General features: G+C 62.1%; 25 protein-coding genes. 20 read left to right on the forward strand and 5 right to left on the reverse strand.

The window, feature by feature from the left end:
* Positions 1 to 43: 43 nt before the first annotated feature.
* The gene (clpB, locus tag BM269_RS11360; protein ID WP_090437126.1) at positions 44 to 2,626 is read left to right on the forward strand and encodes an ATP-dependent chaperone ClpB; all 2,583 of its coding nucleotides are present in this window, start codon (positions 44 to 46) and stop codon (positions 2,624 to 2,626) included.
* Positions 2,627 to 2,628: 2 nt separating this feature from the next.
* Here the strand turns inward: clpB and BM269_RS11365 are convergent, their stop codons facing one another.
* Positions 2,629 to 3,144, reverse strand: a complete 516-nt coding sequence (locus tag BM269_RS11365) for a hypothetical protein (protein WP_139232714.1) — start codon at positions 3,142 to 3,144, stop codon at positions 2,629 to 2,631.
* Between the two features lie 47 nt (positions 3,145 to 3,191).
* Between BM269_RS11365 and BM269_RS11370 the strand changes: the two genes are divergently transcribed.
* Positions 3,192 to 3,770, forward strand: a complete 579-nt coding sequence (locus tag BM269_RS11370; RefSeq protein ID WP_090437128.1) for an HD domain-containing protein — start codon at positions 3,192 to 3,194, stop codon at positions 3,768 to 3,770.
* 67 nt (positions 3,771 to 3,837) lie between these two features.
* On the opposite strand, the gene BM269_RS11375 is transcribed toward BM269_RS11370, so the two are convergent.
* Entirely contained in the window at positions 3,838 to 4,632 is a 795-nt protein-coding gene (locus tag BM269_RS11375; RefSeq protein WP_090437129.1) for a helix-turn-helix domain-containing protein, read from the reverse strand.
* Between the two features lie 76 nt (positions 4,633 to 4,708).
* On the opposite strand from BM269_RS11375, the gene BM269_RS11380 reads away from it, so the two are divergent.
* The 3 genes from BM269_RS11380 to aceA all read left to right on the forward strand — a co-directional run bounded on the left by BM269_RS11380 (position 4,709) and on the right by aceA (position 8,001).
* Positions 4,709 to 5,920 carry an MFS transporter gene (locus BM269_RS11380; protein ID WP_090437130.1) on the forward strand — a complete coding sequence of 404 codons (1,212 nt, stop codon included), beginning with the start codon at positions 4,709 to 4,711 and terminating at the stop codon, positions 5,918 to 5,920.
* A 37-nt stretch (positions 5,921 to 5,957) separates the two neighbouring features.
* Positions 5,958 to 6,452 (forward strand): ribonuclease E activity regulator RraA, encoded by a 495-nt coding sequence (gene rraA / locus BM269_RS11385; protein WP_090437131.1) that lies wholly within the window; start codon positions 5,958 to 5,960, stop codon positions 6,450 to 6,452.
* 247 nt (positions 6,453 to 6,699) lie between these two features.
* On the forward strand, positions 6,700 to 8,001 hold the full coding sequence (gene aceA, locus BM269_RS11390) for an isocitrate lyase (RefSeq protein WP_090437132.1): 1,302 nt from the start codon (positions 6,700 to 6,702) through the stop codon (positions 7,999 to 8,001).
* Here aceA and BM269_RS11395 read toward each other — a convergent pair.
* The gene (locus BM269_RS11395; RefSeq protein WP_090437133.1) at positions 7,998 to 8,456 is read right to left on the reverse strand and encodes a GNAT family N-acetyltransferase; all 459 of its coding nucleotides are present in this window, start codon (positions 8,454 to 8,456) and stop codon (positions 7,998 to 8,000) included. The two genes, aceA and BM269_RS11395, sit on opposite strands and share 4 nt — an antisense overlap.
* Positions 8,457 to 8,526: 70 nt before the next feature.
* Between BM269_RS11395 and BM269_RS11400 the strand changes: the two genes are divergently transcribed.
* On the forward strand, positions 8,527 to 9,447 hold the full coding sequence (locus tag BM269_RS11400; protein WP_090437134.1) for a 23S rRNA (adenine(2030)-N(6))-methyltransferase RlmJ: 921 nt from the start codon (positions 8,527 to 8,529) through the stop codon (positions 9,445 to 9,447).
* 103 nt (positions 9,448 to 9,550) lie between these two features.
* Positions 9,551 to 10,783, forward strand: coding sequence for an EAL and HDOD domain-containing protein (locus tag BM269_RS11405; RefSeq protein WP_229204597.1), 1,233 nt, complete (start codon positions 9,551 to 9,553; stop codon positions 10,781 to 10,783).
* Position 10,784: 1 nt separating this feature from the next.
* Here the strand turns inward: BM269_RS11405 and BM269_RS11410 are convergent, their stop codons facing one another.
* Together BM269_RS11410 and BM269_RS11415 are read right to left on the reverse strand one after the other, a co-directional pair.
* Positions 10,785 to 11,510, reverse strand: coding sequence for an SAM-dependent methyltransferase (locus BM269_RS11410; protein WP_090437136.1), 726 nt, complete (start codon positions 11,508 to 11,510; stop codon positions 10,785 to 10,787).
* Positions 11,511 to 11,548: 38 nt separating this feature from the next.
* Positions 11,549 to 12,175 (reverse strand): Maf-like protein, encoded by a 627-nt coding sequence (locus BM269_RS11415; RefSeq protein WP_090437137.1) that lies wholly within the window; start codon positions 12,173 to 12,175, stop codon positions 11,549 to 11,551.
* Between the two features lie 117 nt (positions 12,176 to 12,292).
* Here BM269_RS11415 and BM269_RS11420 point away from each other — a divergent pair, with 117 nt between their 5' ends.
* The 13 genes from BM269_RS11420 (at position 12,293) to BM269_RS11480 (ending at position 22,013) form a co-directional block, all read left to right on the forward strand.
* Entirely contained in the window at positions 12,293 to 12,790 is a 498-nt protein-coding gene (locus tag BM269_RS11420; RefSeq protein ID WP_090437138.1) for a YceD family protein, read from the forward strand.
* 143 nt (positions 12,791 to 12,933) lie between these two features.
* On the forward strand, positions 12,934 to 13,116 hold the full coding sequence (gene rpmF, locus BM269_RS11425; RefSeq protein WP_028104096.1) for a 50S ribosomal protein L32: 183 nt from the start codon (positions 12,934 to 12,936) through the stop codon (positions 13,114 to 13,116).
* Between the two features lie 86 nt (positions 13,117 to 13,202).
* Positions 13,203 to 14,303, forward strand: a complete 1,101-nt coding sequence (gene plsX, locus BM269_RS11430) for a phosphate acyltransferase PlsX (protein WP_090437139.1) — start codon at positions 13,203 to 13,205, stop codon at positions 14,301 to 14,303.
* The gene (locus tag BM269_RS11435; protein ID WP_090437140.1) at positions 14,257 to 15,243 is read left to right on the forward strand and encodes a beta-ketoacyl-ACP synthase III; all 987 of its coding nucleotides are present in this window, start codon (positions 14,257 to 14,259) and stop codon (positions 15,241 to 15,243) included. Before plsX ends, BM269_RS11435 begins: the two co-directional genes overlap by 47 nt.
* A gap of 44 nt (positions 15,244 to 15,287) precedes the next feature.
* Entirely contained in the window at positions 15,288 to 16,229 is a 942-nt protein-coding gene (gene fabD / locus BM269_RS11440; protein ID WP_090437141.1) for an ACP S-malonyltransferase, read from the forward strand.
* 6 nt (positions 16,230 to 16,235) lie between these two features.
* The gene (gene fabG, locus BM269_RS11445) at positions 16,236 to 16,988 is read left to right on the forward strand and encodes a 3-oxoacyl-ACP reductase FabG (protein ID WP_170860348.1); all 753 of its coding nucleotides are present in this window, start codon (positions 16,236 to 16,238) and stop codon (positions 16,986 to 16,988) included.
* A gap of 143 nt (positions 16,989 to 17,131) precedes the next feature.
* Positions 17,132 to 17,371, forward strand: a complete 240-nt coding sequence (gene acpP, locus BM269_RS11450) for an acyl carrier protein (RefSeq protein ID WP_055936274.1) — start codon at positions 17,132 to 17,134, stop codon at positions 17,369 to 17,371.
* Between the two features lie 39 nt (positions 17,372 to 17,410).
* Positions 17,411 to 18,655 (forward strand): beta-ketoacyl-ACP synthase II, encoded by a 1,245-nt coding sequence (fabF, locus tag BM269_RS11455; RefSeq protein ID WP_090437143.1) that lies wholly within the window; start codon positions 17,411 to 17,413, stop codon positions 18,653 to 18,655.
* A gap of 77 nt (positions 18,656 to 18,732) precedes the next feature.
* On the forward strand, positions 18,733 to 19,116 hold the full coding sequence (locus BM269_RS11460; protein WP_139232715.1) for a protein YgfX: 384 nt from the start codon (positions 18,733 to 18,735) through the stop codon (positions 19,114 to 19,116).
* A 24-nt stretch (positions 19,117 to 19,140) separates the two neighbouring features.
* Positions 19,141 to 19,719 carry an RNA polymerase sigma factor RpoE gene (rpoE, locus tag BM269_RS11465; protein ID WP_090437145.1) on the forward strand — a complete coding sequence of 193 codons (579 nt, stop codon included), beginning with the start codon at positions 19,141 to 19,143 and terminating at the stop codon, positions 19,717 to 19,719.
* A 9-nt stretch (positions 19,720 to 19,728) separates the two neighbouring features.
* Positions 19,729 to 19,989, forward strand: a complete 261-nt coding sequence (locus BM269_RS11470) for a hypothetical protein (RefSeq protein WP_090437146.1) — start codon at positions 19,729 to 19,731, stop codon at positions 19,987 to 19,989.
* 118 nt (positions 19,990 to 20,107) lie between these two features.
* Complete coding sequence (locus tag BM269_RS11475; protein WP_229204598.1) at positions 20,108 to 21,577, forward strand: DegQ family serine endoprotease; 1,470 nt, start codon at positions 20,108 to 20,110, stop codon at positions 21,575 to 21,577.
* A 193-nt stretch (positions 21,578 to 21,770) separates the two neighbouring features.
* The gene (locus tag BM269_RS11480; protein WP_090437148.1) at positions 21,771 to 22,013 is read left to right on the forward strand and encodes a glutaredoxin family protein; all 243 of its coding nucleotides are present in this window, start codon (positions 21,771 to 21,773) and stop codon (positions 22,011 to 22,013) included.
* The last annotated feature ends 24 nt before the right edge of the window (positions 22,014 to 22,037 follow it).

Genomic DNA, 22,037 nt, shown 5'->3' on the forward strand with positions numbered 1-22,037 from the left:
GCGTCCTTAAATTGTCGTTGACAATTCATCAGGAGCGTTCGACATGCGCCAAGACAAACTCACAACAAAACTGCAAGAAGCCCTCGCCGATGCCCAAAGCCTGGCGGTTGGCAACGACAACCAATACATCGAACCCGCGCACCTGCTGCTGGCCCTGTTGAACCAGGAAGACGGCGGCGCGCGTTCCCTGCTGCAGCGCGCCGGCGTGAATGTCGGCGGACTGGCGCAGGCGTTGAAGCATGCGCTGGAGCGCATGCCCAAGGTATCCGGTGGCGACGTCACCGTCAGCCGTGAGTTCGTCAATATGCTGAACCAGGCCGACCGCGAAACCCAGAAGCGCGGCGACCAGTTCGTCTCCAGCGAAATGGTGTTGCTGGCGGTAGCCGAGGACAAGGGCGACGCTGGCAAGCTGGCGCGCGAGAACGGCTTGCAGCGCAAGGCGCTGGAAACCGCGATCGACGCCGTGCGCGGTGGTGCCAAGGTCGATTCGCAGGAGGCCGAAGGCCAGCGCGAGGCGCTCAAGAAATACACGCTGGACCTGACCGAGCGTGCCCGCATGGGCAAGCTGGACCCGGTGATCGGCCGCGACGACGAAATCCGCCGCGCCATTCAGGTGCTGCAGCGCCGTACCAAGAACAATCCTGTGCTGATCGGCGAACCCGGTGTCGGCAAGACCGCCATCGTGGAAGGCCTGGCGCAGCGCATCGTCAACAACGAAGTGCCGGATTCCCTGCGCGGCAAGCGCGTGCTGTCGCTGGACATGGCTGCGCTGCTGGCAGGTGCCAAGTATCGCGGCGAATTCGAGGAGCGCCTGAAATCCGTGCTGAAAGAGCTGGCGCAGGACGAGGGCCAGACCATCGTCTTTATCGACGAATTGCACACCATGGTCGGTGCCGGCAAGGCGGAAGGCGCAATGGACGCCGGCAATATGCTGAAACCTGCGCTGGCGCGCGGTGAGTTGCATTGCCTCGGCGCGACCACGCTCGACGAATACCGCAAATACATCGAGAAGGATGCCGCGCTGGAGCGCCGCTTCCAGAAAATACTGGTCGACGAGCCAAGCGTGGAAGCCACCATCGCCATCCTGCGCGGCCTGCAGGACAAGTATGAGCTGCACCACAAGGTGGAGATCACCGACCCTGCGATCATCGCCGCGGCGGAATTGTCGCACCGCTACATCACCGACCGCTTCCTGCCCGACAAGGCGATCGACCTGATCGACGAAGCCGCGTCGAAGATCAAGATCGAGATCGACTCCAAGCCGGAAGTGATGGACAAGCTCGAACGCCGCCTGATCCAGCTCAAGATCGAGAAGGAAGCCGTCAAGCGCGAGAAGGACGAGGCCTCGCGCGCCCGCCTGCAATTGCTGGACGATGAAATCGCCAAGCTGCAGCGCGAGTACAACGATTACGAGGAAGTGCTGAAGGCTGAAAAAGCCAACGTGCAGGGCACCACCCACATCAAGGAAGAAATCGAACGGATCAAGCAGCAGATGGAAGAGGCGACCCGCGCTTCCAACTGGCAGCGCGTGTCCGAACTGCAGTACGGCAAGCTGCCGGAACTGGAAGCGCAACTGAAACAGGCCGAAGCCGCCGGCTCCGCCGAACAGCCTGGCGACAAGCCGAAACTGTTGCGCACCCAGGTCGGCGCCGAAGAAATCGCCGAAGTGGTGTCGCGCGCGACCGGCATTCCGGTCTCGCGCATGATGCAGGGTGAGCGCGACAAGCTGCTGCACATCGAAGAGAAACTGCACGAGCGCGTGGTGGGGCAGGACGAAGCAATCAACGCCGTGGCCGATGCCATCCGCCGTTCGCGTGCCGGCCTGGCGGACCCGAACCGCCCGTACGGCTCCTTCATGTTCCTGGGCCCGACCGGTGTCGGCAAGACGGAGCTGACCAAGGCACTGGCGAACTTCCTGTTCGATTCGGAAGAATCGCTGATCCGCATCGACATGAGCGAATTCATGGAGAAGCATTCGGTGGCCCGCCTGATCGGCGCGCCGCCGGGCTATGTCGGTTACGACGAGGGCGGCTACCTGACGGAAGCGGTGCGCCGCAAGCCGTACAGCGTGATCCTGCTGGACGAAATCGAGAAAGCGCATCCGGACGTGTTCAACGTGCTGCTGCAGGTGCTGGACGATGGCCGCATGACGGACGGGCAGGGCCGCACCGTGGACTTCAAGAACACGGTGGTGATCATGACCTCGAACCTGGGCTCACAGAAGATCCAGTCGCTCGACGAAGCCGATCCGGCAGTGGTGAAGCTGGCGGTGATGGCCGAAGTGCGCGGCCATTTCCGTCCGGAGTTCATCAACAGGATCGACGAGATCGTGGTGTTCCACGGCCTGGACGACAAGCACATCGGCTCGATCGCGCGCATCCAGCTGCACATCCTGGAGCAGCGCCTGAAACGCATGGACATGGCCATGGAAGTCTCCGACGCCGCGCTGCAGAAGATCGCCGAGGCGGGCTACGACCCGGTGTACGGGGCACGTCCGCTGAAACGCGCGGTGCAGCAGCAGATCGAGAATCCGCTGTCGAAGCTGATCCTGGAAGGCCGCTTCGGCCCGAAAGACACGATCCGCATCGAAACCGACGGCAACGAGCTGGCCTTCCGCAAGGCCTAAGCTCAGCGGCAAGGCGCCCGGCAGTCAACCTGCTGCCGGCGCCTGACTTCGCCGGTGGCTGCCCAAATGTGTTCTTCGAAGCAGCTCCCCTCAATCCTCACCCGGCGAATGACCCAGCCGTCGGGACGGGCCCATTGGCAAACCGTCTCTTCGCGCTGGGGCGCGCCGGGCGCCTGGGCCACTGCAGTGCTGATCAAGCTGAACGTGCCGGCGCTGCGCAATCCGAATAACTCGACCGGTACCCAACGGTAAGCCCGTTTGTCGCCGGGGGCGATAAACCGGACCAGGACATCGCCCGATTTGCAGATCGTGGCGGAAGTCTGCACATTGAATTCGTTCAGGACGCCGGCGAACGGCGCTTCGATGCAGCTGATGTTCTTGGTCCAGAGCGCGACCTGGTTGTCGCCGTCGCGGGACTTGAGGTAGTCGTTGACGATCGGGATCAGGGCAACGGCCAGTCCCGGATAGACCAGCAGCCATTGCCACCATTTTGCGGGCAAATGAAAACCTGATGACATACAACCTCCACATTGCGTAAACTCGTGCCTCTGGATAGGAGCACTGCATGAATGAGACAACATTGGCGGGCCGCTTGGCGTTCCTGCGCGAGGCGGAGCGGCTGAAGAGCGTCCTGCGCAGTGGTTTCACCTCGACCGGGCGGCCGGAAAGCACCGCCGAGCATAGTTGGCGGCTGGCGCTGATGGCGCTGGTGTTCGCCGGCGAATTGCCCGGCCTGGACCTCGCCCGCGTGCTGAAGCTGTGCATCGTGCACGACCTGGGCGAGGCGATTCATGGCGACATCCCCGCGATCCACCAGCATGCCCATCCGGGCAAGTCAGCGCAGGAACGCGCCGACTTGCATACCCTGACGCGCGACCTCGACCCGCCGTTGCGCGCGGAAATCATCGCCCTGTGGGACGAGTACGAAGCCGCCGCCACGCCAGAAGCCCAGGCGGTGAAAGCCTTCGATAAACTGGAAACGATCCTCCAGCACAACCAGGGCGATAATCCGCCCGATTTCGACTACGCCTTCAACCTGGGGTACGGCCGCAAGCACACTGCCACGGCACCACTATTCGTGAGGCTGCGCGAGATGCTCGACGCCGAAACTAGCCAGCGGCACCAGGCCGCGCCTCCGAGATGAGTGTATGCAGCGCGGCGGCCGGCAGGCAAGCGCGGCCGAGAGGCAATCAACCGAGAGTTTGATGTAATCAGTTGCGGGTGTTGAAGAACGCGCTAGGCGGACAGCCGAAGGTCTTGCGGAACATGGCGGTAAAGGCGGACTGGCTGGCGTAGCCTAATTGATCTGCAACCTGCGACAGGGGCATGCCGCGTGCAATTAATGGCGCGGCGTGTGCCAGGCGGGCCTGCTGGCGCCATTGGCCGAAACTCATGCCGAGTTCCTTTTCAAAGAGGCGGGCCAGCGTGCGTTCGGAAGCGCCGGCGCGCTGGGCCCACTCACCCAGCGTTTGCGTATTGGCCGGCTCGGCAAGCAGGGTATTGCACATCGACTTGAGACGTTTGTCGAACGGCATCGGCACGCGGATCGGCAGGGTTGCCAGGCGCGGTAGTTCGTCGAGAATCAGTTCGGCAATCAGGCGCGAACGCTCGGACGGCGTGGCGGGATCTTGTTGCTCGAGGGCCGCGACCAGCTCCCGCAGCAGGGGCGAAAGTTCCAGCACCCGGCATTTTTCGCCCGGGAAGGGATCGCGCGTGGCAGTGACAAATACCGGACGCAAGCGCGCCGTTTCGACTACCGTCACCGCGTGTTCGATATTGGCGCCAATCCAGACGGCGCGCTGCGGCGGCACGATCCAGCTGCTGTCGACGGTACTGACGCGTATCACGCCATCCAATGCAAGCGTCAGCTGGGCATAGTCATGGCGATGCGGTTGCAGGATACGCGCACTGTCCAGGTCGCGCGCGATCATGGTCACCGGCCGTGCCTCGGTCGGATCGCGGTGTTCGACGTATTTATCCGTGTGTGTAACGACCTTGATAGGCATGCGGTTGGCGGTTTCGCGACAAAGGATGTCATATTAGCGGAAAACAGGCGGGATTTGCCTGCGTACACTTGTCGGCATGAACACTAAAGCCCTACTCAAACAAGATGCGCGCGTGATCGGCCTGGTTGGCCTGGCGCACGGCGTCTCCCACTTCTATCACTTGATCCTGGCCGCGCTCTTTCCCTGGTTGAAGACCGAATTCGGCTTGCGCTATTCAGAGCTGGCTTTGCTGATGACGGTGTTCTTCGTTATATCCGGTATCGGCCAGGCCCTGGCCGGCTTCGTGGTGGACCGCGTCGGCGCGCGCCGCGTGCTGTTTTCCGGCATGGCAATGCTGGGCGTCTCGGCACTGGTGCTGTCGAATGCGCACAATTACGCGGGCCTGGTGGTGGGGGCGCTGATGGCAGGCATGGGCAACAGCATCTTCCACCCGGCGGACTACACGATCCTGAACCAGCGCGTAACGCGCGAACGCCTGGCGCATGGCTTTTCAGTGCATGGCGTCAGCGGCAGCATCGGCTGGGCCGCGGCGCCACTGTTCCTGACCGGCGTGGCCAGCGCCACCGATTGGCGCACGGCCTTGCTGTCCGCCGCCGCACTGCCGGCGATTGTGCTGGCGATCCTGTGGTGGAACCGCGAAGCGCTGCGACCCGATCCGATCGTCCGCCATGCCGCCGGGGCGCAGCAGGGCGGCTCGTTCGATTTCCTGCGCCTGCCTTCGGTATGGATGTGCTTTGGATTCTTCTTCCTGACGGCGCTGGCGCTGGGCGGCATCCAGAGTTTCTCGTCGACCGGGCTGGTCAAGCTGTACGGCATGTCGCTGGCGATGGCGACCAGCGCCTTCATGGCCTACATGCTGGCATCCGCGGCAGGCATGATGCTGGGCGGCTTCCTCGGCGCAGGGCGCAAGAATCATGACCGTACGATTGCCGCCGCTTTTGCACTGGCTGCGGTTCTGGCGCTGCTGCTGGGCCTGGCCGTGGTGCCTGCCTGGGGCGCCCTGGTGCTGATGGCGCTGGTGGGTTTTTTCTCCGGCATTGCCGGCCCATCGCGCGACTTGATGATCCGCGCCGCCGCGCCGAAGAATGCCACGGGCCGCGTGTACGGCGTGGTGTACTCCGGCCTGGATAGCGGCCTGGCGGTAGGCCCGCTGCTGTTCGGCCTGATGATGGACGCCGGAAAACCACAGTTTGTCTTCGCCGGCATCGCCTTCTTCCTGCTGCTTGCCATTGCCACCGCCACTGGCGTCGGCAGCCGCACCCGCGCCACCGCCAGCGCCGCGGCCTGATATAGTCGGGGCATCTTCCATAAGCGCGAGTGATGCCATGAGTTTTGCCACGACTGATCTTTGTGATGACAATCCCGGGATGCTGGATGACGGTAGCCTGCAAGTGCTGCCGCCGGTTTTTCGCCACTTCGGACAACGGCCCCAGTTTGCCGGTCCGGCGGCAACGTTGAAGGTGCATGAAGATAATGCGCTGGTGCGTTCGACCCTGGAAACCCTGGGCGCGGGCAGGGTGCTGGTGGTCGATGGCGGTGGCAGCTTCCGCCGGGCGCTGGTCGGCGGCCAGCTGGGACTGTTGGCACAGAACAATGGCTGGGCCGGCGTGATTGTTGACGGTTGCGTGCGCGATAGCGTCGAACTGGCGCAGTGCGATGTCGGCATCATGGCCCTGGCCACGCATCCGCAGCGCAGCGCGCGCGAAGGCGTCGGCAAGCGCGATGTCAACGTGCAGATTGCCGGCGTCACGGTCCGTCCCGGCGACTGGATCTACGCTGATGTGGATGGGGTGCTGGTGGCCAGGCAGCAGCTGGCCTGACATCGGTGCGCTTTCCACGATGTGAAAATACCGTTTCATGCGATGGAAAGTGCACCAGATCAACAAACCTTGTTTCTCTCGAAAGGAGAAATGACGTTCCGTATCATGGAATATTTCTTCTAAGGACTTGATTTTGCGCGCATAAATAGGGCTCATATGTCTTATATAAGACGTGTTGCGCCGGAACAATCCAGCCTAAGATATCTCTAACGGTTTTCGTTTCTAACGCTTTCGTAGGAGATCAATCATGGCAACTCGCGCCGAACAAATCGCTGCCCTGCAGCACGACTGGGAGACCAATCCGCGCTGGAAGGGTGTCACCCGCACTTACAGCGCCGAAGACGTGGTGCGCCTGCGCGGTTCGCTTGCCATTGAACACACCCTGGCCAGGCGCGGTGCGGAAAAGCTGTGGGCGCTGTTGAACAACGAGCCTTTCGTCAATGCGCTGGGTGCCCTGACCGGCAACCAGGCCCTGCAGCAGGTGAAGGCTGGCCTGAAAGCGATCTACCTGTCCGGCTGGCAGGTGGCGGGCGATGCCAACCTGGCGGGCGAAATGTATCCGGACCAGTCGCTGTATCCCGCCAATTCGGTGCCGATGGTTGTTCGCCGCATCAACAACACCTTCCTGCGTGCCGACCAGATCCAGTGGTCGGAGGGCAGGGACGATATCGATTTCTTCGCGCCTATCGTGGCCGATGCGGAGGCCGGTTTCGGCGGCGTGCTGAATGCCTTCGAACTGATGAAGGCCATGATTGAAGCCGGCGCGTCCGGCGTGCACTTCGAGGACCAGCTGGCTTCGGTGAAGAAGTGCGGCCATATGGGCGGCAAGGTGCTGGTGCCGACCCGCGAAGCCGTTGAAAAATTGACCGCGGCGCGTTTGGCGGCGGACGTGATGGGTACGCCAACCCTGGTCATCGCGCGCACCGATGCCGAGGCTGCGGATTTGCTGACCTCCGACGTGGACGACAACGACAAGCCGTTCTGCACCGGCGAGCGCACCGTGGAGGGCTTCTACAAAGTCCGCAATGGCCTGGAGCAGTCGATCGCGCGTGCGCTGGCCTATGCGCCTTACGCCGACCTGGTGTGGTGCGAAACGGGCAAGCCGGACCTGGCTTTCGCCAAGGCCTTTGCCGAAGCGGTGCATGCCCAATTCCCGGGCAAGATGCTGGCCTATAACTGCTCGCCGTCGTTCAACTGGAAGAAGAACCTGGATGACGCGACCATCGCCAAGTTCCAGAAAGAGCTGGGCGCCATGGGTTACAAATTCCAGTTCATCACCCTGGCCGGCTTCCATTCGCTGAATTACGGTATGTTCAACCTGGCCCATGGCTACGCCCGCCGCCAGATGTCGGCCTTCGTGGAGTTGCAGGAAGCCGAATTCGCGGCCACGGCCAGGGGCTTCACGGCAGTCAAGCACCAGCGCGAAGTCGGCACCGGTTATTTTGACGCCGTGACCCAGGCTATCCAGCAGGGCCAAAGCTCGACGACCGCACTGCATGGTTCGACCGAAGACGAGCAGTTCTTCGACGAGAATAAGAAAGTCGCCTAAGCGCGCGTCATGAACACGCAGTCGAGCAGGATGCCTGACGGATGCTGGTACTGCCTGTTTTCGATTGCGCGATAGCCCGCCGCTTCGTAAAAGGGCACCGCGTTCAGCGAGGCATGAAGGTGCAGGGCCGTTGCCGGCCCGGTCATCTGTTCCACGGCGCGCAGCAGGACCTTGCCGACACCCTTGCCCGTAAATTGCTCGTCAACGAAGACGGCGTCTATTTCATTGCGGCCCAGGTCGAGGATGGCGTAACCGGCAAGCACACCGTTCACCAAGGCCTTAATGCCGCCACCTCGGGCGAGCAGTGCCGGGTATGTCGCCGGAGGCGGTGCCGCGGCCCAGGCCCGCAGGATGGCGGGGTCGTAATGGGTGGCGCATTGCTCACGGAGCGCGCGCGTGCGCAGGTCCCAGAGGACTGGAATGTCGGCGCTGGTGGCGGGGGACAGGGTGATCATGCGGCCAGTGTATCGCGGGCCGTGATGCGCATGAGATAATGCGGGCAAATCCTATTTTCCCGCCTCCCTTATGTTCAGTTACCGCCACGCCTTCCATGCCGGCAATCACGCCGATATCCTCAAGCACTTTGTCCTGGTCCAGGTCCTCGAATACCTGAACCAGAAAGACGTCCCGTACACCTATATCGACACCCACGCCGGCGCCGGCGTCTACTCGCTGGATAGCGCGCAAGCCACCAAGACCGGCGAGTTCGAGACCGGTATCGGCCCGCTGTGGGATCGCGACGACCTGCCTGAGCCGCTGGCTGAATATGTCAAGCTGATCAAGGACCTGAACCCTAGCGGCAAGCTGCGCTTCTATCCTGGCTCGCCGTATTGCGCGGAAATCGTGGCGCGTGAAGAAGACCGCCTGCGCCTGTTCGAGCTGCACCCGTCGGACGCCAAGATCCTGGCCGACAATTTCCACAAGCTGGAGCAGCACCAGGCCGCCAATGGCCGCCGTCCGACTGCGCGCGGCAAGCGTGTGATCGTCAACAAGGCCGACGGTTTCCTTGGCGTGAAAGCGTTGCTGCCGCCGCCATCGCGCCGCGGCGTGGTGCTGTGCGATCCGCCTTACGAGGACAAGCAGGACTACAAGAAGGTCTCCGATATGCTGAACGATGCGCTGAAGCGCTTCCCGACCGGCACGTACGCGGTCTGGTATCCGGTGCTGCAGCGCATTGAAGCGCGCAACTTCGCCGAGCGCCTGAAGCACTTGCCGGCCAAGAGCTGGCTGAACGTGACCCTCTGCATCAGCACGCCAACCCCGGACGGCATTGCGCTACATACCAGCGGCATGTTCCTGCACAATCCGCCGTACACGCTGGAGCCGATGCTGCGCCAGGTGATGCCTTACCTGGTCCAGGTTCTGGGCCGCGATGCCGGTGCCCAGTTCACGCTGGAGAGTGGCGAAGCGACCACAGCCAAGAAAGGCGGGTCGCGCAGCGCATAAAAATGTTGCCAGGACTGCACTAATAGGTATAGTCTTGTAACCATGAGTCTTAGCAATGGGGAAACCCATGACAGCCGTGGTTGAAAGTGATGTGCAGATCCCCATGCCGTATGCCAATCAGTTCTTCTTGGCGCGGCAACCTATCCTCAACCGCAGCCAGCGGCTCGTGGCCTACGAGCTGCTCTATCGAAATGCCGAAGTCCATGAAGCCCATGTGATCGACGGTACCCATGCCACTGCCTCCGTGATTGCCCATGCCTCCGAGCTGGGCATGGAGCAGGTCGTGGGCGACCAGCTTGCCTTCGTCAATGTCGATACGACGGGCTTGATGAGCGATTTCATTCATTTCCTGCCGAATGATAAGGTCATTCTCGAGGTGCTGGAGTCGGTGGAGCCGACGCCCGATGTACTGAAACGGGTGCAGGAGTTGAGGCAGGCGGGCTACAAGTTTGCCCTCGATGACGTGGCGGGCGAGAGCGAGGCGGTGAGGGCTTTGCGTCCGCTGATGGACGTGATCAAGGTCGACATCAAACAAATCGAGCCGGGCCGCTTGCCCGAACTGGCGCGCTACCTGCGCAATCCGAACCAGAAGCTGCTGGCCGAAAAGGTCGAGACGGTCGAGGAATTCCGCGAATGCATGGACCTGGGCTTTGAGTACTTCCAGGGCTATTATTTTGCGCGCCCGGTGATCCTGAGCGGGAAGAAGATTACGCCATCGCAGCTGTCCATCATGCATTTGCTGGACTTGCTGAACCAGGACGCGGACCAGCGCGAGGTGGAGCGCAGCGTCAAGCATGATCCCCTGATTTCCCTGAACCTGCTGCGGCTGGTGAATACGCCGGCGGTGGGGGCGCGCTTCCGCATCAACTCGGTCGGGCATGCGTTGATCGTGCTGGGCCGGCGGCAGTTGCAGCGCTGGCTGCAGATCCTGCTGTACGTGAAGGGCTCGGAATTCGACTCGCCGCTGCTGCAGATGGCGACCACGCGCGGCAAGACCATGGAACTGGTGATGGGCTATACGCGGCCATCCGAGAGGGTGGCGGCCGATATCGGCTTCACCGTCGGCATCATGTCGCTGATGGATGCGCTGTTCTCGGTGCGCATGGGCGAGATCCTCGACAGCGTCAATGTGCTGGACGAGGTGCGCGATGCGCTGCTGCATCGCGAAGGCGAACTGGGCCTGGCGTTGCGCCTGATTGAGCTGATCGAGCGCGCGCAGGAGGGGCAGGAACTGACCGGCATCCTGCACAAGCTGGACTTGGCGCCTTCCGCGCTGTATGCGCTGCAGCGCGAGGCGTACGATTGGGTGAATGAATATGCCCAATCGGTCCGGTAGCTTATTGGGCCAGTAGCAGGAAAACCGTAGGCTTCTTGTGGAAGTCCGGCGCCTTGCCGGAGTCGAGCAGGCCTTTCCATTGCGCGCCCGTGCGGGTGCGGATCGTTTCCGTTGGCAAGCTGATGTCGGTGGCCACGCAGATCAGCGTGGTGCCGCCGCATGCGCCGACCAGTGCTTCCAGCATGGCGGCGTTGCGGTAGGGCGTTTCGATGAACAGCTGCGTTTGCTTTTCCTGGCGCGAGCGGGCTTCCAGTTCTTTCAGGCGTTTGGCGCGCTGCGCGGCATCGGTCGGCAGGTAGCCGTTGAAGGCGAAGCTTTGGCCGTTCAGGCCGCTGGCCATGACGGACATCAGGATGGAGGAGGGGCCGACCAGCGGGCGCACCGGGATAGTGTTGGCGTGGGCCAGGCGGACCAGGTCGGCACCGGGGTCGGCCACGGCGGGGACGCCGGCTTCGGATAGCAGGCCGACGTCATGGCCGGCTTTCAGCGGCTCAAGCAGGGCTTGCAATGCGGCTTGCGGGGTGTTGATGTTCAGTTCGCTGATCGCGATTTCCTGGATCGGCTTGGCGGTGCCGACTTGTTTCAGGAAGGCGCGGGCGGTTTTGGCGTTTTCGGCGACGAAGTGGGTGAGCTGGCTGGTCAGCTGCTGCACGTGCTGGGGGATGACCTGGTCCAGGGAGTCGGTTGGGCCGAGGGTGTTGGGGATGAGGTATAGGGTGCCGTTCATGTTCTTAAAACCGGTAAAGCGGTGTCTGGCCCGCAGGGTCAGGCGCCGGGTATGCTGATGATGTTGGCCGGGGTGGCGGTGTGGAAAAAACTGACGCCGGCGGCGCGCAGCATGCCGGTCAAGGCAATCAGCGGCAAGCCGGTGAGGGCAGTCGGATCGCTGGAATCAATCCGCTCCAGGATCGCAATCCCCAGCGCTTCATTTTTCGCACTTCCGGCACAATCATAGGGCTGCTCGATGCGCAGGTAGGCGTCCAGCTCCTCATCCGCCAGGTCGCGGAACGTGACCACGGTCTGGATGTCTTCCAGCTGATGGGTATTGTTGCGCCCATCCCACAGGCACAAGGCAGTGTGGAACACCACTTCGCGGCCGCGCATTTTCTGCAATTGGGCGAGGGCATTGGCATGATTGCCAGGTTTGCCGATCTGTTCATCGTCCAGCGTGGCGACCTGGTCGGAGCCGATCACGAGCGCACCGGGATGGCGGGCCGCTACGGCGGCAGCCTTTTCACGGGCCAGGCGCATGGCGGTGGTGGACGGTGTTTCGCCAGGCTGCGGACTTTCGTCGATGTCCGGCACATCGACCGAAAACGGCAACTGCAGGCGCGACAGCAGCTCCCGGCGATAGCTTGAGCTGGAAGCAAGAATGATGTTGGTTGTTTTCATCAGGGAAATGTTATATGCTCTCTGCGCCGTCGAAAAAGAGCGAAAAGTCTCGCAAGTCTTTGACGCGGCGTGGAAAATCCTGTTATTATCGCAGGTTTTCGAGGGAAATTTTAGCCAATGAATGCTTTTGAGATCGACGCTTTTGAATTTTGTCGGACCAACAGCAGCAAGGAAGGGGTAACTCCCGTCGCTGAAATGACCCGGCTTAGCAGGGAATGCGCGAATTCTTCCGGTGCGGTGTCCTGGAAGGTGGAAGGCGGTTCCAGCAAACAGGGCTACCCGCAGATGCGCCTGACCGTTGCCGGCAAAGTGCAACTGGTGTGCCAGCGCTGCCTGGCCCCGTTTGAATACGAAATCGATTCGTCGACCATCCTGTTGCTGGGCAAAGACGACGCGGATGCGGACGAAATCGAGGAAATCATTGACGATGAAAGCATTGACGTGATCGTCGGTGCGCGCTCCATGAATCTCATGGACCTGGTTGAAGATGAGGCCCTGCTGGCCTTGCCGCAAGCGCCGAAGCACGAGGTGTGTCCCGATACCTCGCTGGTCGACTCTGCGAAGAATGAGAAGCCTTCGCCTTTCGCAAGCCTCAAGGGCTTGAAGGCAAATTAAAACGAATTAATCAGTTTGTAGTAGCAAAGAACGTGTCAAAACGCGTGCAGTAATCGAGTTTGGCATGGATGTAAAAGCTCGATTCGCATGTTTTTGCGCATCGGATGTGTTAAAATCTTAGAACTTTAGTATTAGGAGTCATCATGGCTGTTCAACAGAACAAGAAATCCCCGTCGAAGCGCGGCATGCACCGTTCGCACGATTTTCTGGTAGCACCGAACCTGGCCGTTGAGCCAACCACCGGTGAAACCCACCTGCGTCACCACATTTCGCCTAACGGCTTCTATCGTGGTCGCAAAGTGCTGAAGACCAAGAACGACGAGTAATCGACGTTTTCTGCCTTCGGCTACAAGACAAAGCGGTGCTACGCAGGTTTTTCTGACGTCGCGCCGCTTTTTCTTTGAGTTATACAATGACAATCAAAATCTCTATCGACTGCATGGGTGGCGATCACGGCCCCTCAGTCACGATCCCCGCAGCACTCTCTTTCCTCAAGCACGAACCGAACGCCGAGCTGGTCCTGGTTGGCCTGGAAGACGTCCTTCGCGCAGAACTGAAGAAGCACCACGCCGAGGCCGAGCCGCGCCTGACCATCCTTCACGCTTCCGAACAGGTCACCATGGATGATCCGCTCGAGGTCGCCTTGCGCCGCAAGAAGGACTCGTCGATGCGCGTCGCCATTGAACAGGTGAAAAGCGGCGCCGTTGCAGGTTGCGTTTCCGCCGGCAATACCGGCGCCCTGATGGCAGTCTCGCGCTATGTGCTGAAGACCATGGCCGGCGTCGACCGTCCCGCCATCTGCACCATCATGCCCAACAAGCTGGGCAAGCCAACCTATATGCTGGACCTGGGCGCCAACGTGGATTGCGAACCGCACCACCTGCACCAATTCGCTATCATGGGATATGTGCTGGTGCAGGCCATGGAAGGCATCGAACGCCCGACCATCGGCTTGCTGAACGTGGGCACGGAAGACATCAAGGGCAACGAGGTGGTGAAAGCCACGGCCGCGTTGCTGCGCGCCGACCACGAGCGCGGCGCCCTGAACTTCCACGGCAACGTGGAAGGGAACGATATTTTCAAGGGCACCACTGACATCGTCGTCTGCGACGGCTTTGTCGGCAATGTGACGCTGAAGGCTGTCGAAGGCCTGGCGAGCTTGTTCAAGGTGGTGCTGACCGAAGAATTCAAGCGCAACCCGATCACCATGTTGGGTGCGTTGATCGCGCGCGGTGCGCTGCGCATGATCACCCAACGCCTGAATCCTGCCCGTTACAACGGCGCTGGCCTGCTGGGCCTGCGCGGCCTGGTATTCAAGAGCCATGGCGGGGCAGGCGTGGAAGCCTTTGAATGGGCAATCCGCCGCGCTTACGAGGCGGCGCATCATGATTTGCAAGAGCATCTGTCGGCCATGATTGCCGAACTGATGCCGCAGGAAGAGACGACACTACAAACGAGAGACACGCATGACCCTGTACAGCAAGATCGTAGGCACGGGCAGCTACCTGCCTGAGAAACGCGTCACCAACCATGAACTGGCAGCCCAGCTGGCTGCCAAGGGCATCGAGACTTCGGACGAGTGGATTGTGTCGCGCAGCGGCATCTCCGCCCGCCACTATGCGGAGCCGGAGCAGGCTTCGTCCGACCTGGGCGTGATCGCTGCCAAGCGCGCGCTGGAAATGGCTGGCCTGCAGCCGGACGATATCGACCTGATCATCGTCGCCAGCTCGACTCCCGACTTCTATGGCAGCTTCCCGAGCACGGCTTGCATCGTGCAGAAGAAGCTGGGCATGACCAACAACTGCGCGGCAGTGGACGTGCAAGCCGTGTGCAGCGGCTTTGTCTACGCCGTGTCGACCGCGGACAGCTTCATCAAGTCGGGCATGCACAAGAATGTGCTGGTGATCGGCGCCGAAGTCTTCTCGCGCATCCTCAATTTTGAAGACCGCACCACCTGCGTGCTGTTTGGCGATGGCGCCGGCGCGATCGTCATGAGCGCGTCGCAGGAGCCGGGCGTCCTGGCGTGCAAGCTGCATGCCGATGGCCGCCACTCCGACGTGCTGCGCGTACCGGGCAGCCTGTCCAACGGCGCAATTGCCGGCAGTGCTTTCCTGTACATGGACGGCCAGGCAGTGTTCAAGCTGGCGGTGTCCGTGCTCGAGAAGGTGGCTTACGAGGCGCTGGATGCGGCAGGCATGAACTCCGGGCAGATCGACTGGCTGATCCCGCACCAGGCCAATATCCGCATCATGAACGGCACCGCCAAGAAGCTGGGCATGGCGCCGGAAAAGATGGTGGTGACGGTCGACCAGCATGGCAATACTTCCGCCGCTTCGATCCCGCTGGCGCTGGACGTCGCGGTGCGCGATGGCCGCGTGAAGAAGGGCGACGTGGTGATGATGGAGGGTGTAGGCGGCGGCTTCACCTGGGGTGCCGTACTAGCCCGAATGTAATAAAATGCAGTCCTTTTTAGAATAAGAAGTCTAAAGGTTGAAAGATGAATAAATTCGCATTTGTGTTCCCTGGCCAGGGTTCCCAGGCCGTGGGCATGATGGAAGGCTTTGCCGGCAACCCGGTGGTTGCCCAGACGATCGCTGAAGCCTCCGATGCACTGCAGTTCGACCTGGGCAAGCTGATTGCCGAAGGTCCAAAAGAAGAGCTGGACCTGACCACCAACACCCAGCCGGTCATGCTGACCGCTGCCGTGGCAGCTTACCGCGCCTGGATCGCCGCTGGCGGCCCGGTGCCAACCGTGGTGGCCGGCCACTCGCTGGGCGAGTACTCGGCGCTGGTTGCCGCAGGCGTGATTTCCTTTAAAGATGCGGTGCCGCTGGTACGCTTCCGCGCACAGGCGATGCAGGAAGCCGTGCCAGTGGGGCAGGGCACCATGGCGGTGATGCTGGGCCTGTCCGACGAAGACGTGCGTGCGGCGTGCGCCGAAGCGGCTGCCGCCGTGCCAGGCGAAATCGTGGAAGCCGTTAACTACAATGCGCCGGCCCAAGTTGTGGTCGCCGGCCACAGCGCCGCAGTCGACAAGGCTTGCGAAATCGCCAAGGCGAAAGGCGCCAAGCGCGCCATGCGCCTGCCGGTGTCGGCGCCATTCCACAGCTCGCTGCTGAAGCCGGCATCGGACCGCCTGCGCGACTACATGGCGTCGCTCCATTTCAACGCGCCGCAGATCCCGCTGATCAACAACGTGGACGTGGCCGTGCTGACCGACCCGGCCTCGATCAAGGATGCACTGGTGCGCCAGGCCGCTTCCCCGGTGCGCTGGGTGGAAACCATGCAAAAAGTCGCCGCCGAAGGCATCACGAATGTGGTTGAATGCGGCCCTGGCAAAGTCCTGATGGGCCTGGCCAAGCGTATCGACCCGGTCCTGGTTGGCGAAGCCATCTACGACCAGGCAACCCTCGAGCGCATGCTGGAAACACTGAAATAAACAAGGATGACAATGACTCTCGCTAATCAAGTAGCACTGGTGACCGGCGCCTCGCGCGGCATCGGCAAGGCAATCGCACAAGAGCTGGCCCGCCAGGGCGCCAAGGTGATCGGCACCGCCACCACCGAGGCCGGCGCGGAAGCAATCTCGGCCTACCTGGCCGAGCTCGGCGCCGCAGCAGGCAAGGGCATGGTGCTGAATGTCACCAACGCCGAACAGTGCGCCGCCATCATCGACGACATCTCGAAATCCCATGGCGCCGTCGGCATCCTGGTCAACAATGCGGGCATCACGCAAGACCAGCTGGCGATGCGCATGAAGGACGAGGAGTGGGATAGCGTGATCGCCACCAACCTGACGTCGGTCGGCCGCCTGTCCCGCGCGGTCCTGCGCGGCATGATGAAGGCCAAGACCGGGCGTATCATTAACATCACCTCCGTGGTGGCATCGGCCGGCAATCCTGGCCAGATGAACTACGCTGCCGCCAAGGCGGGCGTGGAAGGCATGACCCGCGCCCTGGCCCGTGAAATCGGCAGCCGCAACATTACCGTCAACAGCGTTGCCCCTGGTTTCATCGATACCGATATGACCAAGGCGCTGGGCGAAGACCAACATACGGCCCTGCTGACCCAGATCCCGCTGGGTCGCCTGGGCAAGCCGGAAGACATCGCTGCAGCCGTTGCTTTCCTGGCTTCGCCAGCCGCCGCGTATATTACCGGTACCACCCTCCACGTGAACGGTGGTATGTATATGAATTGATACGGTTATGCGGCATAATGCCGCACGATCGCATCATTTAATAGTGATTTCAACGTAGATCAAATCAAACGTCGAAATTAGTTTATAGGCGCGCAAACCTGCTAAAATGCGCGCTTTCCGTAACAACATATTGGAGCCATAACATGTCGGATATCGAACAACGCGTTAAGAAAATCGTCGCTGAACAACTGGGCGTCGCTGAAGCAGACATCAAGACCGAATCCTCCTTCGTTGACGATCTGGGCGCCGATTCCCTGGACACCGTTGAACTGGTAATGGCACTGGAAGACGAGTTCGAAATGGAAATCCCAGACGAACAAGCTGAAAAGATCACCACCGTACAGCAAGCGATCGACTACGCAACTGCACACGTCAAGGCCTAATCGACGCCCTGACTCTCCGATCCACTCCGGGAGACTCGCTTGAGTTCTAAAAACCGTCGTGTAGTGGTCACCGGCCTCGGTGTTATTTCCCCCGTCGGCAACAGCGTTGCCGACGCGTGGAAAGCAATCACCGAGAGCAAGTCCGGGATCGCAAACATTACTAGTTTTGACGCATCGGCCTTCTCCACCCGTTTCGCGGGTGAAGTGAAGGGCTTCAACGTCGAGGATTATCTCGACGCCAAAGAAGCGCGTCACATGGATAAATTCATCCACTTCGGCATGGCCGCCGGCATCCAGGCAATCCAGGATTCCGGCATCACCGTGACTGAAGAAAATGCCGATCGCATCGGCGTGATCATCGGTTCCGGCATCGGCGGCTTGCCGATGATCGAAGCACAGAAGGAAGACTACGACAAGCGCGGTCCGCGCCGTATCTCCCCGTTCTTCGTACCGGCCTCGATCATCAATATGATTTCCGGCAACCTGTCGATCAAGTACGGCATGCGCGGTCCCAACCTGTCCATCGTGACGGCTTGCACCACCGGCCTGCATTCGATCGGCGCGGCTGCTCGCCTGATCGAATACGGCGATGCGGACGTGATGATCGCCGGCGGCGCGGAATCGACCGTATCGCCACTGGGCCTGGGCGGTTTCGCTTCGGCTCGCGCACTGTCCTCGCGCAACGATGACCCAGCTACCGCGTCCCGCCCATGGGATATGGATCGCGACGGTTTCGTGCTGGGCGAAGGCGCAGGCGTCATGGTTCTGGAAGAGTACGAACACGCGAAAGCGCGCGGCGCCAAGATCTATGCAGAAGTGCTGGGCTTTGGCATGAGCGCCGATGCATATCACATGACCTCGCCTCTGGAAGATGGCGCTGGTGGCAGCAAGTCGGCGCAAAACGCGCTGAAGAACGCTGGCATCAACCCTGACCAGGTGAATTACGTGAATGCGCACGGCACCTCGACCCCGCAAGGCGACGTGGCGGAAGTCCAGGGTGTCAAGCGCACCTTCGGCGAGCACGCCAAGAAGCTGGTTGTCAGCTCCACCAAGTCGGCCACCGGCCACCTGTTGGGCGGCGCCGGCGGCCTGGAGTCCGTGTTCACGGTACTGGCGATCCACAACCAGGTGATTCCGCCGACCATCAACCTGTTCAACCAGGATCCGGCATGCGATCTGGACTTCTGCGCCAATACCGCGCGTGAGGCAACGATCAACTATGCGCTGAAGAACTCCTTCGGCTTCGGCGGCACCAACGGCAGCCTGCTGTTCGCTAAAGTCTAAACGGAACTTCCAAGCCTCGCCCTGGTCTTAGTGCCGGGGCGAGCGCTTCTGCTGTACCCCCCAAATTCATTTTTCCCATGTCGATCGCGGCATCCGTCGCTGTTCGTCCGTCGCCATGCCTGCGCGTCTTGCGGGCAGGGATTGTTGCGTCCGTGCTGGCCGTCGGGACATGGAGCGGCCAGCCTTTGCTGGCGGCAGCGGCGCTGGCAAGCCTGCGGCGCGAAGTCAATTGCAGTCGCATTGATATTTCCGGTGTCGGAGAAATCCGGCTGACGGTATACCGGAAGCAATGCCGGGCACGCTTGCTGGACGGCTGCACAGCCTGGCCCGCGGCCTTGCTCTTGCACCTGGAGTTGGATGGCGGCCAGCGCCTGTGGCTGGCCTTGCTGCCCGACTCGGTCGCCGGCGGCGAGTGGCGCCGGCTGCAGGCGGCAGTGCGGGCCCAGCTTCAAAAAATGTGAACCAATCTTCGCGGGACTGCTCTTATGACGGTGGACCCAGATCGTGAGCTGGTCGAGCGGGCCCGGGCGGGGGAGCGGGCGGCGTTCGACCTGCTGGTGGCGCGCTACCAGCGGCGCTTGCTGCGCCTGGTGCTGCGGCTGCTGCGCGATCCGGCCGAGGCGGAGGATGTGGTGCAGGAAACCTTCCTCAAGGCTTACCGGGCGCTGCCGCGCTTTCGGGGCGAGGCGGCGTTTTACACCTGGCTGTACCGGATTGCCTTGAACGGGGCGCGCAACGCGATCTTGCGGCGGCGCCAGCGCAGCGCGCCGCAGGGCGTGGCGCCATCGCAGCTGGTGGCGCCGGTGCCGGAGATCGGGACGCCGGAATCCATGTTGCTCAGCAAGCAGGTGATGTTGGCGATCGACGCGGCCCTGGAGGCCTTGCCGCTGGAATTGCGGAGCGCCATCGTCCTGCGGGAAATCGAAGGCTTGAGTTATGAGGAAATTGCGCAAATCATGGAGTGTCCGCTGGGAACCGTGCGCAGCCGGATTTTCCGGGCGCGCGAAGCGATCGCGCGGCGCTTGCGGCCCTTGTTGGATTTGCCTGTCGATAAGCGTTGGTGAGGAGAGGCAATGATTTTACTGCCCGATGAAGATGAGATGCCGGTGGGCGCCCTGGTCAATGCGCTGGTCGGGGAGGCGTTGCGGCAAAGCGTAGCCGACATCGAGCCAAGTCCCGGTTTCCAGGCGCGGCTCACGGCAGCGCTCGATGCGGCCGACGCGCAGGCGACGGACCAAGCGGGGCCAGGCGAAGGCAGGCAAGCGGGGGAGGCGGCTGGCGATGCGGCGCCCGGCGCGGGGCCGGGCGCGAAGACGGTGGCGGCGGCCTCTTGAAACTGCGCGGGGATGCCCGCAACATATCGTCACAATATCCGGCTCCCGTTTAACGCGAAGCTGATTTATATTGCTTGTTCTTCATTGACTTTCACTTAACGCAACCATGAAAAAAACCATGATTTCTGCGCTGGTCCTCAGCGCGGCCTCCCTCGGCTTGCCAGCCGTTGCCGGTTTCGCGCCCGCCTATGCTGCGGCTCCCGCCGTGGCCGGATTGCCGGACTTTGCCGACCTCGTTGAACGGGTCGGCCCGGCTGTCGTGAATATCCGTACCACCGAACGCATTACCCAGCGCGATGTCGACGCGGCCGGCCAGGCCGATGAAATGCAGGAATTCCTGCGCCGCTTCTTCGGCGGCCAGATACCGCGCCAGGGCCAAGCCCCGCGCCGGCGCAACCTGCCGGCCCCGGGCCAGGAAATCCAGCGCGGCATCGGTTCGGGCTTTGTGGTGTCGGCCGACGGCTATGTCCTGACCAATGCCCATGTGGTCGATGGCGCCGACGAGGTGTACGTGACGCTGACCGACAAGCGCGAGTTCAAGGCCAAGGTGTTGGGCGCCGATGCGCGCGCCGACGTGGCCGTACTGAAAATCGATGGCGGCAAGCTGCCTTACCTGACGATCGGCGACCCGAACAAGGCCCGGGTGGGCGAGTGGGTGATTGCCATCGGCTCGCCGTTCAATCTTGAGAACACCGTGACATCCGGCATCATCTCGGCCAAGGCGCGCGATACCGGCGACCTGCTGCCGCTGATCCAGAGCGACGTGGCGGTCAATCCCGGCAACTCGGGCGGCCCGCTGATCAACCTGCGCGGCGAAGTCATCGGCATTAATTCGCAGATCGCGACGCTGTCGGGCGGCTATAACGGCATTTCCTTCGCGATCCCGATCGACGAGGCCATGCGCGTGGCCGAGCAACTGAAGAAATCCGGCAAGGTTACGCGCGGCCGGCTGGGGGTGCAGATCGGCGAATTGAACAAGGACGTCGCCGAGTCGCTGGGCCTGAAGAACAACAAGGGCGCCGAAGTGACCCAGGTCGAGCCGGGCAGCCCGGCCGACAAGGGCGGCCTGCGGGTGGGGGACGTGGTCACCAAGTACAACGGCAAGGAGATCGACCGCTTCGCCGACCTGACCCGCATGGTGCTGGGTACCGCGCCCGGCTCGAAAGCGACGCTGACCGTGTGGCGCAAGGGTGCCCCGGCCGATGTGCACGTCACCGTGGGCGAGGCCGACCCGGACAACAAGGTGGCCGGCCGCCCGGGTGGCAAGCGGGGCGAGAAGAAGGATGAGGCGCCAGCCACGGCGGTGAATGCGCTCGGCTTCGTGGTCGGCGACCTGACTGCGGCGCAAAAGCGCGAGCTGGGCGTGACCGGCGGCGTGGTGGTCGAAGACACGGAGGGCGCGGCCGAGGTGGCCGGGCTGCGCCGCGGCGATATCCTGCTGATGCTGAATAATCAGGATATCGTGGATGCCAAGCAGTTCAATGCTGCCGTGGCCAAGCTCGATCCGAAGCGTGCCGCCGCCGTGCTGGTGCGGCGCGGCAACCAGGCGCAGCATTTCTCGCTGCGTCCGGCGCCGGCGTCCAAGTAAGCAGCGCTGCAACCGGCGCCGCCGCGCGTTGGTCGCCCATCAAGGCGGCCAGCCCGCGGCGGCGTTGCATGTCGCTGCCCACTGCGCTTGCCCCGAGGGCGCCATGCTGGCGATCATTCTCAACATCGGTCCCGGCGCGCTACAATGGTAGCCCGCGCCCGAGGGGGCGACCACCAGCCCACGCAAGCCCTGAATGCACTTCACCCTGTACTCCCGCTCCTATTGCCACCTGTGCGACGACATGCTGGCAGCCCTGCATGCCCTGCAAACCCCGGAACGGCGGTTCACCGTCGAGGTCATCGACGTCGATGCCGACGCGGCCCTGGTGGCGCGCTTCGATGAGCTGGTGCCGGTGCTGTTTGCCGACCTGGATGCGCCGGAGCTGTGCCATTACTTCCTGGATGAGGCCAAAGTACGGGCCGTGTTGTCGAATTAATTACTGTTCTCATAAGGTTTCTCG

The sequence above is a fragment of the Duganella sp. CF458 genome, from assembly GCF_900113115.1.
In the GTDB taxonomy this organism is placed as follows: domain Bacteria; phylum Pseudomonadota; class Gammaproteobacteria; order Burkholderiales; family Burkholderiaceae_D; genus Rugamonas.

What these genes read in the sequence shown, in the direction of transcription:
- BM269_RS11435 (WP_090437140.1), top strand. Translation starts at nt 14,257, where the DNA reads ATGACCCTGTACAGCAAGATCGTAGGCACGGGCAGCTACCTGCCTGAG.
- fabG (WP_170860348.1), top strand. Translation starts at nt 16,236, where the DNA reads ATGACAATGACTCTCGCTAATCAAGTAGCACTGGTGACCGGCGCCTCG.
- BM269_RS11475 (WP_229204598.1), top strand. Translation starts at nt 20,108, where the DNA reads ATGATTTCTGCGCTGGTCCTCAGCGCGGCCTCCCTCGGCTTGCCAGCC.
- acpP (WP_055936274.1), top strand. Translation starts at nt 17,132, where the DNA reads ATGTCGGATATCGAACAACGCGTTAAGAAAATCGTCGCTGAACAACTG.
- rpoE (WP_090437145.1), top strand. Translation starts at nt 19,141, where the DNA reads ATGACGGTGGACCCAGATCGTGAGCTGGTCGAGCGGGCCCGGGCGGGG.
- BM269_RS11460 (WP_139232715.1), top strand. Translation starts at nt 18,733, where the DNA reads ATGTCGATCGCGGCATCCGTCGCTGTTCGTCCGTCGCCATGCCTGCGC.
- rraA (WP_090437131.1), top strand. Translation starts at nt 5,958, where the DNA reads ATGAGTTTTGCCACGACTGATCTTTGTGATGACAATCCCGGGATGCTG.
- rpmF (WP_028104096.1), top strand. Translation starts at nt 12,934, where the DNA reads ATGGCTGTTCAACAGAACAAGAAATCCCCGTCGAAGCGCGGCATGCAC.
- fabD (WP_090437141.1), top strand. Translation starts at nt 15,288, where the DNA reads ATGAATAAATTCGCATTTGTGTTCCCTGGCCAGGGTTCCCAGGCCGTG.
- BM269_RS11470 (WP_090437146.1), top strand. Translation starts at nt 19,729, where the DNA reads ATGATTTTACTGCCCGATGAAGATGAGATGCCGGTGGGCGCCCTGGTC.
- BM269_RS11410 (WP_090437136.1), bottom strand. Translation starts at nt 11,510, where the DNA reads ATGAACGGCACCCTATACCTCATCCCCAACACCCTCGGCCCAACCGAC.
- BM269_RS11395 (WP_090437133.1), bottom strand. Translation starts at nt 8,456, where the DNA reads ATGATCACCCTGTCCCCCGCCACCAGCGCCGACATTCCAGTCCTCTGG.
- BM269_RS11420 (WP_090437138.1), top strand. Translation starts at nt 12,293, where the DNA reads ATGAATGCTTTTGAGATCGACGCTTTTGAATTTTGTCGGACCAACAGC.
- plsX (WP_090437139.1), top strand. Translation starts at nt 13,203, where the DNA reads ATGACAATCAAAATCTCTATCGACTGCATGGGTGGCGATCACGGCCCC.
- aceA (WP_090437132.1), top strand. Translation starts at nt 6,700, where the DNA reads ATGGCAACTCGCGCCGAACAAATCGCTGCCCTGCAGCACGACTGGGAG.
- BM269_RS11405 (WP_229204597.1), top strand. Translation starts at nt 9,551, where the DNA reads ATGCCGTATGCCAATCAGTTCTTCTTGGCGCGGCAACCTATCCTCAAC.
- BM269_RS11370 (WP_090437128.1), top strand. Translation starts at nt 3,192, where the DNA reads ATGAATGAGACAACATTGGCGGGCCGCTTGGCGTTCCTGCGCGAGGCG.
- BM269_RS11415 (WP_090437137.1), bottom strand. Translation starts at nt 12,175, where the DNA reads ATGAAAACAACCAACATCATTCTTGCTTCCAGCTCAAGCTATCGCCGG.
- BM269_RS11400 (WP_090437134.1), top strand. Translation starts at nt 8,527, where the DNA reads ATGTTCAGTTACCGCCACGCCTTCCATGCCGGCAATCACGCCGATATC.
- BM269_RS11375 (WP_090437129.1), bottom strand. Translation starts at nt 4,632, where the DNA reads ATGCCTATCAAGGTCGTTACACACACGGATAAATACGTCGAACACCGC.
- BM269_RS11480 (WP_090437148.1), top strand. Translation starts at nt 21,771, where the DNA reads ATGCACTTCACCCTGTACTCCCGCTCCTATTGCCACCTGTGCGACGAC.
- BM269_RS11365 (WP_139232714.1), bottom strand. Translation starts at nt 3,144, where the DNA reads ATGTCATCAGGTTTTCATTTGCCCGCAAAATGGTGGCAATGGCTGCTG.
- BM269_RS11380 (WP_090437130.1), top strand. Translation starts at nt 4,709, where the DNA reads ATGAACACTAAAGCCCTACTCAAACAAGATGCGCGCGTGATCGGCCTG.
- clpB (WP_090437126.1), top strand. Translation starts at nt 44, where the DNA reads ATGCGCCAAGACAAACTCACAACAAAACTGCAAGAAGCCCTCGCCGAT.